Origin of the sequence: Bacillus sp. Bos-x628, assembly GCF_040500475.1 — a bacterium.
In the GTDB taxonomy this organism is placed as follows: Bacteria; Bacillota; Bacilli; order Bacillales; family Bacillaceae; genus Bacillus; species Bacillus maqinnsis.
On the sequence record NZ_CP159358.1, the window covers coordinates 2736445 to 2752613 of the forward strand.

The window sequence follows — 16169 nt, forward strand, 5'->3', positions numbered from 1 at the left end:
GTGGACGAAAAAAGATCGACAAAACATGTCATACGAAAGAAAAAAGACAGGGGAATTCACTCCACCTGTCTTTTGTCATGATGTCAATCCTTTGTAAATGGTGTCAATATTCCATTTCATCATTTTGTAATAGCTGTCTCCATCTTCGCCTTGTTTTCCAATTGAGTCGGTGAATACTTTTCCTTTGATCGGAACCCCAGTTTCCTCAGAAAGGCTCTCAAGGCTGCGCCTATCTACACTTGTTTCAAGAAATAGAGCGGGTACACGATGGTCTTTGACGAAATGAATGATTCGTTTCATTTGACCAGGTGTTCCTTCGCTTTCTGTATTGATCTCCCAAATGTAACCGGCAGTCAGACCATACGCATCTGCAAAATACTTAAATGCACCCTCACTTGTCACAAGCAATTTTCGGTCATCTGGTAGCTGACTATATTTCTCTTTTGCTTCATCATGAAGCGCTTGGAGCTTCTTGATATAGGCTGCCGCATTTTTTTTGTAGTCTTCTTTATGGGCTGGGTCCGCTTTTATGAGTGCATCTCGGGCATTCTTGGCATATATGATGCCATTTTCGACATTCAGCCATGCATGGGGGTCTTGCTGACTTTTCAGCCCTGCTGAAGATAAATGCTTCACTGTGACGCCCTTGCTCAGTTCTGCTACTGGTGCATCACCTCCATCCTTTCCGCTTGATTCGAGAAGCTTTTGAAACCAGCCGTTCCCTGTTTCGAGGTTTAAGCCATTATATAGAACAAGGTCTGCATCCGCCGTATGCTGAACATCCTTTGGCAGTGGATCGAATTCATGTGGGTCAGTACCGATTGGCACTATGCTGTGAATAGAGACATGCTGCCTGCCTACTTCTTTCACTATGTCATAAAGAATGGAGTAGGTCGTCACAACTTTTAATTTGCCATCATCTTTGCCGGAATGATGATTCTTTGTCGAACAACCCGTGATCACTATAAGGGCAAGTAATACTGCTGTCAAACGGATTGCAAATACCTTCTTCATATATGTCCTCCTTTTACATAGACGCTTCCTTTTTCAACTGCGTTCGTTTTCGTTTCGATTTTAATGATCTCCATAAAATTCCCTGCTTTGGTGAAAAGATAAATGCACAGCCAAACAAAATGGTGGACACCAAAACGATGGATGCGCCAGAAGACAAGTTATACGTAAAGCTAAGGCCAAGTCCTGCTACAGCAGAAATGGACCCGAAAAAGGCAGATAAATAAATCATGATCCATAATCGATCGGTTAGAAGGTAAGCAGTGGCTGCTGGTGTGATGAGCATGGCCACAACAAGAATGATTCCGACAGTTTGCAGTGAAGCAACTGTCACAAGCGTCAATAATGTCATGAGAAAGTAATGAATCATCCGATTCGGTAAACCATAGACGGATGAAATCACCGGATCAAAAGAACTAATGAGCAGTTCTTTGTAGAACATGATGACTGCTAACAAAATAAAGATGCCAATTCCAAGGGTAATCCACATATCAGATGACCGAACAGCTAGTACGTTTCCAAACAAGATATGATATAAATCGCTAGAGCTTTTCAAAAACGTAATTAAAATAATCCCGATTGAAAAAAAAGCGGTGAATACAATGCCAATGGCGGAATCATTTTTAATGCGGCTGTTTTGACTGACATATCCAATGCCAATGGCGGTTAACACACCAGTTAAGACGGCTCCGAAAAAGAAGTTAATTCCAAGCATATAGGAGATGGCCACACCAGGCAGCACGGCATGAGAAATGGCATCTCCCATCAGGGCCATGCCGCGTAAAATGATAAAGCAGCCGATGACGCCGCAAATGATGCCCACCATGACGGATGTAAATAATGCCTTTTGTAAAAACGCATATTCAAAAAGTCCGGTTAAAAAATCCATTACACGTCTCCTCCTGCTGTTTTTAAGAATGGAAGTTGCGTTTCATACGCCTTCAGCATAACCTCTGGACGAAGGATGTCGTGTACGTGTCCCGCTTTAATCAGTTTTTGATTTAAAAGAACGAGGTGGCTGAAATAATCATCGGCCTTGCTTAAATCATGGTGTACGACAAGAATTGTTTTCCCCTCATCACGTAATTCCTTCAAAATGCGAATCATCGTTTCTTCACTTGCCATATCAATCCCTACAAAAGGTTCATCTAAACAAAAGAGCTGTGCGTTTTGAGCAAGCGCTCTTGCCAGAAAGACTCGTTGTTGCTGTCCACCGGATAATTCGCCAATTTGTCTTTTGGCAAAGTCCTGCATCCCCACTTTTTCTAAGCAATGGTATGCATAGGCTCGGTCTTCTTTTTTAGGTCGTTTCATGAGTCCGAGCTTTGGATATGTTCCAAGCAGGACTGTATCAAGTACATGAATAGGGAAAGTCCAGTCTAGGTCGTTTCTCTGTGGTACATATGCGATTTGTTTTCTGACTTGTTTAAAGGGTTGGTCAAAAAAATGAATATGCCCTTGATCTTTTTCAATTAAATCCAAACATGCTTTCAATAAAGTCGATTTACCGGCACCATTTGGACCAATGATCCCTGTCATCGTTCCCTCCTGAATGGAAAGAGAGACGTTTTCTAATGCATCCTGTCCGTGATATGAGACATATAGACGGTCGATTGTTAAAGCATTTGACATCTTTTGCGGCTCCTTTCAATCATCATTGCGTTTCTTCAATATATGACTGAATTAAATAATTTTGACTAAAGGATGAAATGATTCTCATGCGCCAATTTGTTTCCTTTGGCAAACTTTTATTTTATTCTAAGCGTATGTCCTTGTTTTGTAAAGAGATATGAATGAACGTTCTCATATTATGTAGGGAGAAAAGGGGATGAGCATGGATGTCATTAAAAAGGGCAGTAATAAACCATTCATTTGCCGATAAATGATTGACAACATGCGACAATACCTCATATAATAAGGGTAATTCAATAAATGAATATGTGCTCATATATAATATTTAATGAGGTTGTTAAGTTTAATTGAATCAGGGGAAGCTACTTATATAGAAAAAGGTGAGAACATGAAGATAACGAAGCAAGAATACGTATTAAACGGTCTTGATTGCGGAAACTGTGCGCGAAAAATTGAAACAGGTGTCAGCAAATTAGATGGTATTAAAACATGTTCAATTAATTTTGCGACAGGTACTTTAACAGTAACACATGGCGATACACAAGAAACGATGTCAGAACGTATTGAAAAAACGGTTCAATCTATTGAACCTCATGTGAGTGTTTCACCGAAAGAAGCAGGACACCAGCATGATCATGGAACAAAGCATTTGAAGTCCATCGTGTGTAAATTAATCGGTGGTGCTGTCATTGGAATAACTGCCTATCTTATACCAGAAGACGGGTGGCTGCAGTTTGTCATGTTTTTGGCTGCGTACTTATTAGTTGGTGGTGACGTGGTCTTTAAAGCTTTGAGGAATATCGTACGCGGTCAAGTATTTGATGAAAACTTCTTAATGACCATTGCAACTGTTGGGGCTTTTATCATTCATCAATACCCAGAGGCACTTGCTGTCATGTTGTTTTACCAAATCGGTGAGCTTTTCCAAGGAGCGGCTGTCAATCGATCAAGACGTTCCATTAGTGAATTAATGATGATTCGTCCAGAATATGCGAACCTCAAAGTGGAAAATGAGACGATAAAAGTGAAGCCGGAAGAAGTATCGGTTGGTGATCGTATCATTGTGAAACCAGGTGAAAAAATTCCGCTAGACGGATTGGTGATGGAAGGCTTTTCTCTCGTTGATACCTCTGCATTAACAGGTGAATCGGTTCCAAGAGATGTGGAAGCAGGGAAAGAAGTCCTTGCTGGATTTGTGAATCAAAATGGTATTCTTGAGATTGAAGTGCAAAAAGAGTTGAGCGAATCGGCTGTGACGAAGATTCTAGATTTGGTCGAAAATGCAAGTAGCCGAAAGGCACAAACTGAAAACTTCATCACAAAGTTTGCGAAATATTATACACCGGCTGTTGTTGTGCTCGCATTGTTGCTTGCCTTTGTACCGCCTCTTATGATTCCGTCAGCACAATTGTCTGAATGGGTTTATCGTGCACTTGTCTTTCTTGTGATCTCTTGTCCTTGTGCGCTTGTCGTATCCATCCCATTAGGATTTTTTGGAGGTATCGGGGCAGCATCGAAACGAGGAATACTAGTAAAAGGTAGTAACTATCTGGAAGCACTTCACTCTGTTCGTTATGCAGTGTTTGACAAAACAGGCACACTCACAAAAGGAAACTTCACAGTGACACATATTGCAGCACATGAGAAGTGGTCTGAAGAGGAGCTCTTGGCTTTTGCGGCTCTAGCAGAAGCACATTCTTCCCATCCGATTGCGGAGTCGATCAAAGCTGCTTACGGTTCATCTCTTGATGAGAGCCGCATAGAAGCCTACGAGGACATTGCGGGTCATGGAATTAAAGCCATCATCAGTGGCGTCCATGTTTTAGCCGGAAATGATCGCCTGATGGAACGAGAAGGCATTGCTTTTGAGAAAGAAAAACGAAACGGAACCGTTGTTTATTTGGCGGTTGACGGAAAGTTTGCTGGATCTATTTTGATTTCTGATGAATTAAAGGATGATGCGATAGAGACTGTTTCTGCATTGAAGCAGTTAGGCATAAAAACGATTATGCTCACTGGTGATTCAAACCAAGTAGGGACTGCGGTGGCCCAGCAAATTGGGATTGACGAAGTGCACACAGAACTACTGCCTCAGGATAAAGTGGCGAAAATTGAAGAAATTGATCAGCAAAAAGCACCTCATGAAACATTACTATTTGTCGGTGACGGCATTAATGATACCCCAGTTTTAGCGAGAGCAGATATTGGGATTGCCATGGGTGGACTCGGGTCAGATGCAGCTGTGGAAGCGGCTGACATCGTCATTATGACGGACCAACCATCAAAGGTTGTTGAAGCGATCGGTGTTGCTAAAAGAACTAGAGCCATTGTTTGGCAAAATATTGCATTTGCTCTTGGCGTCAAAGGGGTCTTCTTATTGCTTGGCGCATTCGGTATTGCAACCATGTGGGAAGCCGTTTTTTCTGATGTTGGTGTGACTGTACTGGCAGTTTTAAATGCCATGAGGGTCATGAAATAAAATTGTAAGGAAAAATTCAAGATACCGTCTTTTATAATAGAGACCCTCTTGTTAAAATAGAAGAAGTTGGATAATGGCATTTTCCCAAGCTGTTATCCTTTTTCCGCTTCTAAAGGAATGAAAAAGATAAGGTAGGTGCTTTTGTGAGTAAAAAAAATCAATCTTCATCCATTAAGTTTGCCGTTATATTAACCATCATCGCAGCCCTTCTCATTGGCATTTTTGTTATCATTGGCAACAATAATAGTCAGCAAGCACAAACAGTTGACAGTAAACCTTCAATTGATGGGCAGCCTATCATGGGAGACAAAAACGCAACCGTACAAATCGTCGAGTTTGGGGACTACAAATGCCCATCATGTAAAGCATTTGAAAAGGACATTTTCCCAAAATTGAAAGCAGACTACATAGATAATGGCGATGTGTCATTTTCATTTATTAACTTTCCTTTACCTGTTCATGGAAAAGGCGCCGTATTAGCTGCACTTGCATCAGAGGAAGTGTGGAAAGAGGACCCAGATAACTTCTGGAAGTTTCACGAATCTGTATATGATGCTCAACCAGATAGTGAAGCAGAATGGGTCACACCTGCTAAGTTGACAGAATTGGCCAAAAAGACGACAAAGATCAATACGGACAAGCTAAAAGAAAACTTATCGAAGAAAACGTATCAACCACAGTTGAATACAGATGATCAATTGGTGAATCAGTTAAAAGTAAACGCAACACCAACGGTTTTCATTAACAATAAACAAGTCCAAAACTTTTATGATTATGATGAAATCAAAGAGTTAATTGACCAAGAGCGAAAAGGGAAAAAATCATGAAAAATAAGCTTGTTTGCTTATACAGCGCTTGGATCGTTTCTATTGTTGCGACGATGAGCAGTCTGTATTTAAGTGAAGTGAAGAAATTTATCCCGTGTGATCTGTGCTGGTTTCAGCGCATCTTCATGTACCCGCTCGTGCTTTTATTAGGAATGGCCACTTTCCGTGGGGATGTTAAAGTAAAATATTACGTCCTTCCTTTAGCTGTGATCGGTGCCTGCTTTTCCATCTATCATTATATGGAACAAAAGATAACAGGTTTTGCATCAATCAGACCTTGCCTGAGCGGTATTCCTTGTTCTTTTGATTATCTAAACTGGTTTGGTTTTATCACCATTCCTCTATTAGCTCTCATTGCATTTATTCTTATCATCATCAGTATGCTGTTATTAAATGCAAAACAAGATTAAATGAGCAAGCCTACTTTTTATTAGAGAAAGTAGGCTGATTTTTATTTTTGGAAAAAGATAAAATTAAAGAATATTTGTATTGCTTTTCAGGAGGTTCAGATATACATTAAGTGTGTAAGATGATCAGTCAATGTTAAGGAGATAAGCGGAAAATGGCATGGGAAGTCTTAAGTATGATTGGGATTGTGGCATTTGCTATTAGTGGCGCTATAGTCGCAATGGAAGAAGAATACGATATGCTTGGTGTGTACATTTTAGGGATCGTCACTGCCTTTGGCGGGGGAGCGATTCGCAATTTATTAATAGGTCTACCGGTATCAGCTTTATGGTCACAGGGAAAGATGTTCTCCATTGCTCTTGTTTCGATTACGATTGTGTTTCTATTTCCAAAGCTGCTGTTAAAGCATTGGAGCAAATGGGGGAACTTCTCGGATGCGATCGGCTTAGCAGCCTTTACGATTCAAGGGGCGTTATTTGCAGTCCAAAGAGGGCTTCCACTTAGTGCAGTCATTGTGGCTGCTATTTTGACTGGAAGCGGCGGCGGTATTGTACGTGACCTATTAGCAGGACGTAAGCCGCTTATCCTGAAAGCAGAGATTTATGCAGTATGGGCAGCGCTTGGCGGCTTATTCGTTGGACTTGGTTTCGCCCAAGGTGAGCTGGGCCTTTATCTTCTGTTTGTCATCCTCGTTACATGCCGAGTTTGTTCCTATCTATTCAAATGGCGTCTTCCTGCTAGATCTTACTTTTTCAATAAAGGGTAAAAAAAGAGGGCCGAGGCGTCCTCTTTTTTGTTTGAGCCTGTGAAAACACTGTATCAGATGTTGTTTTAAAACCAAGCCATCCATGTCATTTGTCAAACAACAGGAGTGCAGACAGTTCCACGCAATGTTCAAAATGAGTCCATTCAAAACAGGTGTGTGGGTCATTTGTAAAGGCGTTGAATTTGATGCAGTCATCATTGCAAATAGGTGAAGAGAATTTTATAAAAATGGCATGATCGAAAGCTGTTTATGAGAGCCATGCAAGAGTTCTATATATGCGTAAACGGTGAAAGGGGCCCATTTTTTGCCAAAATTCCGACATGATATTATCAATCATTTTATTAGAATAGTAACGCTAAGAGCTAATGAATGTTCAAATGCTCACATCTTAGTGTAAAATAAAAAGATCATACACCTGCCGATATATCGGCAGGGATCACAATTTTGGTGTACGGCTTTTGAATCAAGTGGGCTGAAAATTGTGTTCAGCCTATTTGTGGTGTGACTGGATGCTGAAGCAGTTTTGCGGAAACCTGTGAAAGGGAAACATATTTATTGTTGTTACAGAGGATATCTATATGTGTGATCAGAATATCTTTTTTGAAGATATTTAAGTCATTCCATATTAAAAAATACCAAAGCGTTTAGATCAGTACAACCATGGGAATAGAGCCACTCCATTATGAGATACAGGAGGTTTTAAACTAGTGGAGATTTTTTTAGCGGTGCTTGTATTACTTGCACTCATTGCATCATCGAATATTATTAATCGTTTTGTACCCTTTATTCCAGTCCCGCTAATTCAAGTGGGTTTAGGAATTTTGGTCGCAGCTTTTCCTTCAGGTTTACATATTTCTTTAAATCCTGAGCTATTCTTCGTTTTATTTATTGCCCCGCTGTTATTTAATGACGGGAAGCGTACCCCAAGGGATGAGCTTTGGAAATTAAGAGCGCCCATTTTGCTTTTAGCGCTTGGCTTAGTCTTTGCTACGGTCATTGTAGCAGGATATACCATTCATTGGATGATCCCAAGCATCCCGCTACCCGCTGCATTTGCTCTAGCAGCCATTTTATCACCAACAGATGTGGTAGCCGTTAGCGCCTTATCCAGTCGTGTGAATATGCCAAAAGGCATTATGAGGCTGCTGGAGGGTGAGGGGCTGATGAATGACGCATCAGGACTTGTGGCCTTTAAATTTGCCATTGCAGCAACTGTGACCGGTGCTTTTTCTATTGCGCAGGCTTCCTTTAGTTTTGTATTGATTGCCGCTGGCGGTTTATTGACTGGATTTATTTTATCCTTCTTTTTCATACGTTTTCGTTATTTCCTTCGCCGCTTAGGAATGGATGATGTCACCATGCACATTATCTTGCAAATTTTAACGCCATTTGTGATTTATTTAGCAGCTGAAGAAATTGGCGTTTCAGGGATTTTAGCTGTTGTTGCAGGCGGGGTGGCGCATGCAATTGAGCAGGACCGGATAGAAGCGAATTTAGCAAAGCTACAGATTGCTTCTACGAATACATGGAATATCATTTTATTTATTTTAAACGGACTTGTTTTCGTCTTGCTTGGATTACAAATTCCTGATGTATCCACAGTGATTTTCCAAGATGAAGCGTTTAATAACATGCAGGTCATCTGTTACATTTTAATCATTACACTTTGCCTGATGGTTTTGAGATTCTTATGGGTGTGGCTGTTCTGGGCAGGCAATTGGAGTGCAATCAAAAAGCAGCATGTGAAAAAGCAAAAACTTCGCGCATCGATACTGATGACATTCTCAGGTGTCCGCGGTGCCGTCACATTAGCCGGTGCATTTTCAATCCCCTTTACACTAGCTGATGGGTCACCATTCCCTGAGCGGCATTTGATTATTTTCCTCGCAGCAGGCGTGATTTTATGCACACTCATTTTAGCTAGTGTGTTATTGCCTCTTTTATCTGAGAAAAAAGATAAGCAAGTAGATGTGGACACTGATACAAAAATCCAGCACGCAAAACGGAAGCTTTTGAGAAGTGCCATAAAAACATTAAAAGAGGGAATGAATGAAGACAATCGAGAAGTGTCTCTAGCTGTCATCAATGAATACCGGATGAAGCTGAGAAATATTCAACGTGAACCTTATCAATTCGGGATGAGGAAACAAGAAAGAAAAATTAGACTGCATGGGATTAAAGCAGAGCAGATGAAACTACAGCAATTAATTGATGAAGAGAAAATTGACCAAGAAGAAGCCTATGAGCTTCAAGAGAGATTTCATGAACTTGAGATGCTATATTCCAATTCCTTTAAGATTCGTTTTTCGAAAGTCAAGTTTTTGCGGCTTCTTCAATGGCTACACTTATGGCGGCCTCATGAGCGTATTTCAAGCGGCATATTAGAAAACGAAGAGTCGTACAAACAGATACGCAAGAAAACAGCTGAAGCTGCAATTGAATCAATCAAAAAACATATGACAGATGACAATAAACAAACATGTCATCGGGTCATTGGCTTCTACAATCAAGTCATCTTCCGTTGTGAACATGGCCCGTCATTCTTTCAGCAGAGAGATCGTGCATTTGACCGTAAGAAAAAGGAGTTAAATTTCAAAGCAGTACAGTCCATTCGTAACGAAATCCAAACCTTATATGAAAATGGGGAGATCAATCGTGATATAGCCCACCATTTAAGAGAGTATATCAATGATATGGAGGCTGTTTTATTGACCAATACATGATGTTGTCATTCCTCGTCCATGTTTTAAGATGAAGGAAAAGAAGACACAGGGGGAGAAAGATGATGGTATATTATGGAGCAATTGAAGCAGGGGGTACAAAGTTTTGTTGTGCGATAGGAAATGAGCACGGAGAGATTGTTGAAGAATTAACCATTCCAACCGAGCATCCAGAGAAAACATTAAGACAGCTCATTCCATTCTTTCAAACATATCCAATTGAAGCATTAGGGGTCGGCTCATTTGGTCCAATCTGTGTCAAAGAGGGTGATTCTTCTTACGGTTATATCATGAATACACCGAAAATAGAGTGGAAGCACTACCCATTGATTCCGGAGTTAGAAAAACAATTAGGGGTGCCTGTTTCCTTTACAACAGATGTGAATGCAGCAGCATTAGGTGAACTAACAAAAGGTGCGGCACAAGGATTAACAAGCTGTATTTATATCACAGTGGGCACCGGTATTGGTGCTGGGGCTATTGTGAAAGGTGAGTTACTGCACGGTCATTCACATCCAGAGATGGGCCATATACTGGTGAGGCATCATGCGTCTGATTCATTTGCAGGTGTCTGCCCCGCACATGGTTCGTGCTTAGAGGGGCTTGCATCTGGACCAGCAATTGAGAAGAGGTGGGGAAAGCCTGCTAAAGAGCTGGGCGAGCAAGAAGCAGTATGGGCACTTGAAGCTGATTATTTAGCGCAGGCATTGATGCAATACACCCTCATCTTAAGCCCAGAGCGCATCATAATGGGTGGCGGTGTGATGAATCAACAGCAATTATTCCCGCTTATCCGAGAAAAGCTTGCTTTTTATTTAAATGACTATGTGGACCTACCGCCGCTTGATACATATATTGTATCTCCGGGACTTGGGGACAAGGCAGGGTTGACAGGTGCTTTGCTTTTAGCAATGGAAAGAAAAGCGAACTGCTCACAATAGAGTTTTTATTCTCAACATGAGATAATGAAATAGATGGAATCTATGAAAAAGGTGGTTGTTAAAATGGTTAAAAGCTTGAATGATACCGTAACACTAAATAACGGAGTGGAAATGCCTTGGTTTGGTTTAGGTGTATTCAAAGTGGAGGACGGCAATCAAGTGGTAGATGCCGTAAAAGCAGCCATACGAAATGGATATCGAAGCATTGATACGGCAGCAGTTTATAAAAATGAGACAGGTGTAGGGAAAGCCATTAAAGAATCGGGCGTCAAACGAGAAGAGTTATTCATTACATCTAAAGTATGGAACACCGACCAAGGCTATGACAACACACTAGCTGCCTTTGACGCAAGCTTGAATCGATTGGGGCTTGATTACTTAGATCTCTATTTAATTCATTGGCCCGGACCAAATGCAGACACTTTTAAAGATACATGGCGTGCGCTTGAGAAGCTTTATAAGGATGGGAAAGTAAGAGCCATTGGTGTGAGTAATTTCTATATTCATCATTTAGAAGAGCTGTTAAAAGATGCAGCAGTTGTACCAGCAGTCGACCAAGTGGAGTTTCATCCGAAGCTGACATTGCAAGAGCTGCGGCAATACGCAAAGGAAAAAGGTATACAAATTGAAGCATGGTCTCCGCTCATGCAAGGCAAGCTGCTAGATCATGACGTGCTGAAGGAAATCGCATCACGCTACAATAAATCCGTCGCACAAGTCATTTTACGATGGGATCTGCAAAGCGGCGTGGTAACCATCCCAAAATCAATCAATGAAGAACGCATTAAACAAAATGCAGATATTTTTGATTTCGAGCTTTCTCAAGAAGACATGGAAAAAATCGACGCATTAAACAATAACGAGCGAGTCGGCTCTAACCCAGATACCATGACTGTTGGGTTTGAGTGAATCATTGAATAGAATCATTCTTAAAACACCTTTCAATAGCTATAGGAGTTAAATACTCTGAATGACTATTTGAAAGGTGTTTTTTGTTTTATAGATAACACGCTGTTAAAATCACCTTAAAATGATTTAAATAAAAAATTTGTATTAGTTTGTTATTTAGAACAATTGTTTTTGAATTGGTCGTTTTATGTCGAAGTTTTATTTTATCTGGGTTGATGTATATGAGCTATTATTTTTTGACTTCTAATGTTGTGTCCCCACTATTTAATAGGGGGACATTATGGCGTGCGGCTACGCACAGCCAGCAACATGAAAAAGGATAGGATGACAATACAAATCGTCCAAGCCCAAGCAAGTTCCATTCGGCCAGAATCAATGGCAACATAGATTGCTGTTGGGAGTGTTTGTGTTTTTCCTGGAATGTTGCCGGCAAACATGAAGGTAGCACCAAATTCTCCAAGGGCTCTCGCAAAGCTTAGTACAGCGCCAGATAGCAAGGAAGGCATGGCCAAAGGAATGGTGATGAGGGTAAAGACTTGGATCGAATGAGCACCATCTACTTTTGCAGCGTCTTCAATGTCTGCATCAATCGTAGAAAATCCTGCTTTGGCTGATTGATACATGAGCGGACATGCGACGACAGTCGATGCAATGACAGCAGCCCACCATGTGAAAATGACAGGTTGATGAAAGAGCCATTCAATGGCACTGCCAATGACACTATGTTTTCCAAAAATGATGAGCAATAAAAAGCCTACCACTGTTGGTGGAAGAACGAGCGGCATCATCAGGAGCGTTTCAACGATCATTTTTCCTTTGAAGGATGTTCGGGCCATCCAAAGGCCAATAACCGTTCCAAATAGTGTGGCTAGTATGCCGCTAACCACTGCAATTTGAATGGACAGCCAAATAGGCGAAAAAAATTCTTCATTCAACATAGACATTACCTAACTTGAAAACCGTACTTTTGAAAAATAGATATGGCTGTATTTGATTGAAGAAATTGATAAAATATTTTTGCCTCATCTTTGTGTTCTGTCTCATTCACAATCCCAACTGGATAGACAATTGGAGAATGCATATCCTCATTTGCCTCATCTACAATCTTTACTTTTTTGGAAACAAGGGCATCTGTCTTATAGACAATACCTGCTTCTACATTGCCTGTTTCCACATAGCTTAACACTTGACGCACATCCTTACCGTATACGGCTTTTCCTTTCACCTGATCCCATATGTTCATTTTTGTGAAGATTTCTTTTGCATATGTACCAGCAGGCACAGATTCAGGTGTGCCAAGAGCGATTTTCCCCTTGAGGTTCTGGACATCGTTAAATGTTTTGATAGAAGAAGGGCTTTCTTTCGGAACAATGAGCACAAGTTCATTTTGAATGGCATCTTTCGTTTGATTCTTGTCGATGTCGCCTGATTGTACAAGTTCATCAAATGGCTCCTCAGCAGCTGAGAAAAAGATATCGACTTTTGCGCCTTGAGCAATTTGCTGCTTCAATGCACCGGATGCCCCAAAATTATTGGTTAATTTTACGTTCGGATGTTGATCTTCAAAGGCTGATTCAATTTCTTTTAGTGCATCTTGCAAGCTTGCTGCAGCTGAAATAACAAGCTCCGTCTTCTTGTTTGAATCTGATAACTTCATCACTGCTTGGCATCCAGTCAAGAGTATACAGATGGTGATGAAAGGTAAAAATACATACTTCATGTTCACACCTCTAACGATTAAATATCAATGCTTATCCCTTATTATAATCATACTGATTTGACCATTCATAGGCTTTCAGCAAAAAATGGGATCATCTCATGGCAAGAAGGAGCCGTTAGTGCTTGATGTACTATTAAAAAAATAACAAACAAAAAACGCCATTTGGCGGCGTTTAATGCTGATAAAAACGAAGGAGATTCCCATTAATGACTTTATCTGATAAGGACAGCTCTTTATTGGCTTTATCAATATAAGGCTGACACACCTCATCATTTTCAACAGGTTCACGTGTTTTTTGATCATAGCAAGTGTTTTTCGTATAAAGATAATCGTCTGTGATAAAGTTCCCGTTTCTCAGAACAGCGAAAGGCATCCGTTCGTTTGAGAACAGGTCGTTGCCAAATTGAATCGAATCTTTTGACTCAATGCCAAGCAGGTGAAGGAGTGTCGGTTTGACGTCCATTTGCCCAGCCGTTTTAGATATTTGTTCTGGTGCTTGATCAGTAACACCGGGTATGTAGATTAAAAACGGAACACGCTGAAGTTTGACAGCATCAAACGGAGTGATTTCATCCTGATTCAGAAGCTCAGCCATCGCCTCATGATGCGCTTCTGAAATCCCATAATGATCACCCATTAGTACAAACATCGTATTATCGTATAGCCCTTCCTCTTTCATCCGCTCGAAGAAGGTCTTAACGGCTTCATCCTGATAGCGGACAGTGGTCACATAACGGTTTACAATCGCACTAGAAGAGTCATATTCATCTATAAACTGGTCCTTTCGATTAATTTCAAATGGAAAATGATTTGTCAGGGTAATAAACGTGCTGTAATAAGGGGCCTTCAGTTTTTTTAAATAATCAATGGATTGATCAAAGAATGCCATATCCTTTAAGCCCCAGCCAGTGGAATTCCGATCATTAACATCAAAAGAATCAACATCATAAAAACGATCAATGCCAAGCGATTGATACATAACATCACGATTCCAAAAGGTCTTATGATTCGCATGAAATTGAACCGATTGGTAGCTCTCTTTTTTCAATTGTTTGTATAAAGTATCAAATTGATTGTCGCTTGCTGTGAAAAAAACAGCGCCGCTGCTAGATGGATAGAGGGAATTTGCGACAATGAACTCTGAGTCCGACGTCTTTCCTTGCTCTGTCTGTTGATAAAATTCATCAAAGTAAAAGCTCTTTTTGGTAAGTTGATTGAGAAAGGGCGTGATTTCTTGACCGTTCACCTTTTGGTCAATGACAAAGTGTTGTGTCGATTCAAGAGAAATGAAAACGACGTTCTTGCCTTTAGCCAGTCCAAAATAGTCTTTGTTTGGTGCACTGTAATCAGCCTTTGTGTAGTTCGCAACTGTTGAAAGGGTATCTTCATCTGCAAAGGCCTTTTGTCCAATTCGCGCTGTTTGTGCAAAGGCGTCATACATGTGGAATTGGAAAAGACCTAGGTTCCGAACAATGACTTCTCGATCATAAGAGCTTGTGAGAAATCGCGGATGGTCCATCAGGGCTGAACTGATATGAAAAAGCAAAAATGTGAAGCAAATCGCATAGTACGTTTTGATTGTTTGAAAAGAAGCTTTTGGTGTTAACGGCTTACGCTTTAACAGCCAAGCCAAGATTGCAAAATCAATCAGCATTAGTAAAAAGAGCGGGTGGAACAATTCAGTCATACTGCTGCCCATATCCCCCATATTCTTTGCCTGAAATAACACAGGAATGGTAATGAAATCGATATAAAAACCGTAGAAAATCGTATTACTTATCAAGATTGCGGTGAGAACAAAATTTGTCGTCAATAAAAAAACCTTTTGTTTGGCATCATTCAAAAAAAGTGCAATACCAAACAAAGGAAGCAAAAAGCTTAGCGGATTGATGAGCAGCAGCCATTCATGAAACAAGTTGGCTGTTCGTATATGAAATCCGAATTGATAAATGATATATGTTTTCATCCACATGAAGAGGATGGAGTACACTAAAAACCAGTGATCTTTGAAAAACGCTTTCATGTATGTAGCTCCTCACCATTCTGTATTCAGCTCAAGGCAAAAACACTTATCTTAAAACTACTAAAAAAATGAGGAATGATCAATTCATATCCTGCCTTTTTTCATTCTCTTAGAACTGAAATGGGACGGGTAATCCGCAAATGACGGCGATATAATAGCAAGTGACAATTGTGAGGGCAGCTAGGACGACTTGTTCACCTGTACTGCCTGTTTTGACATAAAAGGGGAGACGTACTTTTATCGTAGCCGGAAATAAGAATTTAATACCATTCACTGTTCCTGCATCAAGTAAAAGGTGACTCGCTATGCCGACAAGTAAACCGAATTGTAGACTGTCATTTGGAATGTATGTGGTCGCAATCAAATAAATGATCAGCATAAATAATAAACTGTGTGTAAAGGTTCGATGACCGAAAACACTAGAAATCAATGTTGAAAATAGCGGGAATTTCCTACCAATTTTACTTTTCGTATGACAAAGATCAGGGATAAGAGCACCTACTGATCCAGCAGCAGTCATGGTGATAGGATCATATCCATAGTAGTAGGCGGCGGCTGAGCAGGCGGCAACTCCGCCCATGATATGTGTTTTTCCTGTCATGATGCGTACTCCTGTTCTATCTGTAGTTCAAGTATTCACTATATCAAGCGTGAATTCATTCAGCAAGGCTTATTTTTAAAGAAAGAAGGTTAAAATCTTTGGCGGATGAGAAAAACACTCTATAATAAGAAT

The 16169-nt window shown here is 40.5% G+C and carries 14 protein-coding genes; 7 read left to right on the forward strand and 7 right to left on the reverse strand.

Annotated elements, in window-relative coordinates:
• Positions 1-75 precede the first annotated feature (75 nt).
• The 3 genes from ABVJ71_RS14050 to ABVJ71_RS14060 are packed head-to-tail and all read right to left on the reverse strand — an operon-like array spanning position 76 to position 2643.
• Complete coding sequence (locus tag ABVJ71_RS14050) at positions 76-1014, reverse strand: metal ABC transporter substrate-binding protein (RefSeq protein WP_353854569.1); 939 nt, start codon at positions 1012-1014, stop codon at positions 76-78.
• 13 nt (positions 1015-1027) lie between these two features.
• Entirely contained in the window at positions 1028-1900 is an 873-nt protein-coding gene (locus ABVJ71_RS14055; protein WP_353854570.1) for a metal ABC transporter permease, read from the reverse strand.
• Positions 1900-2643 carry a metal ABC transporter ATP-binding protein gene (locus tag ABVJ71_RS14060; RefSeq protein WP_353854571.1) on the reverse strand — a complete coding sequence of 248 codons (744 nt, stop codon included), beginning with the start codon at positions 2641-2643 and terminating at the stop codon, positions 1900-1902. The genes ABVJ71_RS14055 and ABVJ71_RS14060 overlap by 1 nt, the downstream gene beginning before the upstream one ends.
• Before the next feature lie 388 nt (positions 2644-3031).
• On the opposite strand from ABVJ71_RS14060, the gene ABVJ71_RS14065 reads away from it, so the two are divergent.
• From ABVJ71_RS14065 to ABVJ71_RS14095, 7 genes are all read left to right on the forward strand, one after another.
• A complete protein-coding gene (locus tag ABVJ71_RS14065) occupies positions 3032-5122 on the forward strand; it encodes a heavy metal translocating P-type ATPase (protein ID WP_353854572.1) in 2091 nt (696 codons plus the stop codon).
• A 143-nt stretch (positions 5123-5265) separates the two neighbouring features.
• Positions 5266-5949: a thioredoxin domain-containing protein gene (locus ABVJ71_RS14070; protein ID WP_353854573.1), complete on the forward strand. Its 684-nt coding sequence runs from the start codon at positions 5266-5268 to the stop codon at positions 5947-5949.
• Positions 5946-6359: a disulfide oxidoreductase gene (locus tag ABVJ71_RS14075; RefSeq protein WP_353854574.1), complete on the forward strand. Its 414-nt coding sequence runs from the start codon at positions 5946-5948 to the stop codon at positions 6357-6359. Before ABVJ71_RS14070 ends, ABVJ71_RS14075 begins: the two co-directional genes overlap by 4 nt.
• 152 nt (positions 6360-6511) lie before the next feature.
• Complete coding sequence (locus ABVJ71_RS14080) at positions 6512-7123, forward strand: trimeric intracellular cation channel family protein (protein WP_353854575.1); 612 nt, start codon at positions 6512-6514, stop codon at positions 7121-7123.
• Between the two features lie 707 nt (positions 7124-7830).
• The gene (locus ABVJ71_RS14085) at positions 7831-9846 is read left to right on the forward strand and encodes a Na+/H+ antiporter (RefSeq protein WP_353854576.1); all 2016 of its coding nucleotides are present in this window, start codon (positions 7831-7833) and stop codon (positions 9844-9846) included.
• 62 nt (positions 9847-9908) lie between these two features.
• Complete coding sequence (locus tag ABVJ71_RS14090; RefSeq protein ID WP_353856687.1) at positions 9909-10784, forward strand: ROK family protein; 876 nt, start codon at positions 9909-9911, stop codon at positions 10782-10784.
• Between the two features lie 63 nt (positions 10785-10847).
• On the forward strand, positions 10848-11693 hold the full coding sequence (locus ABVJ71_RS14095; RefSeq protein WP_353854577.1) for an aldo/keto reductase: 846 nt from the start codon (positions 10848-10850) through the stop codon (positions 11691-11693).
• A 278-nt stretch (positions 11694-11971) separates the two neighbouring features.
• Here the strand turns inward: ABVJ71_RS14095 and modB are convergent, their stop codons facing one another.
• From modB to ABVJ71_RS14115, 4 genes are all read right to left on the reverse strand, one after another.
• Positions 11972-12637, reverse strand: coding sequence for a molybdate ABC transporter permease subunit (modB, locus tag ABVJ71_RS14100; protein WP_353854578.1), 666 nt, complete (start codon positions 12635-12637; stop codon positions 11972-11974).
• Complete coding sequence (gene modA, locus ABVJ71_RS14105) at positions 12637-13413, reverse strand: molybdate ABC transporter substrate-binding protein (RefSeq protein WP_353854579.1); 777 nt, start codon at positions 13411-13413, stop codon at positions 12637-12639. Before modA ends, modB begins: the two co-directional genes overlap by 1 nt.
• 172 nt (positions 13414-13585) lie before the next feature.
• Positions 13586-15436: an LTA synthase family protein gene (locus tag ABVJ71_RS14110; protein WP_353854580.1), complete on the reverse strand. Its 1851-nt coding sequence runs from the start codon at positions 15434-15436 to the stop codon at positions 13586-13588.
• A 109-nt stretch (positions 15437-15545) separates the two neighbouring features.
• Positions 15546-16037 (reverse strand): metal-dependent hydrolase, encoded by a 492-nt coding sequence (locus tag ABVJ71_RS14115; protein WP_353854581.1) that lies wholly within the window; start codon positions 16035-16037, stop codon positions 15546-15548.
• Positions 16038-16169 lie beyond the last annotated feature (132 nt).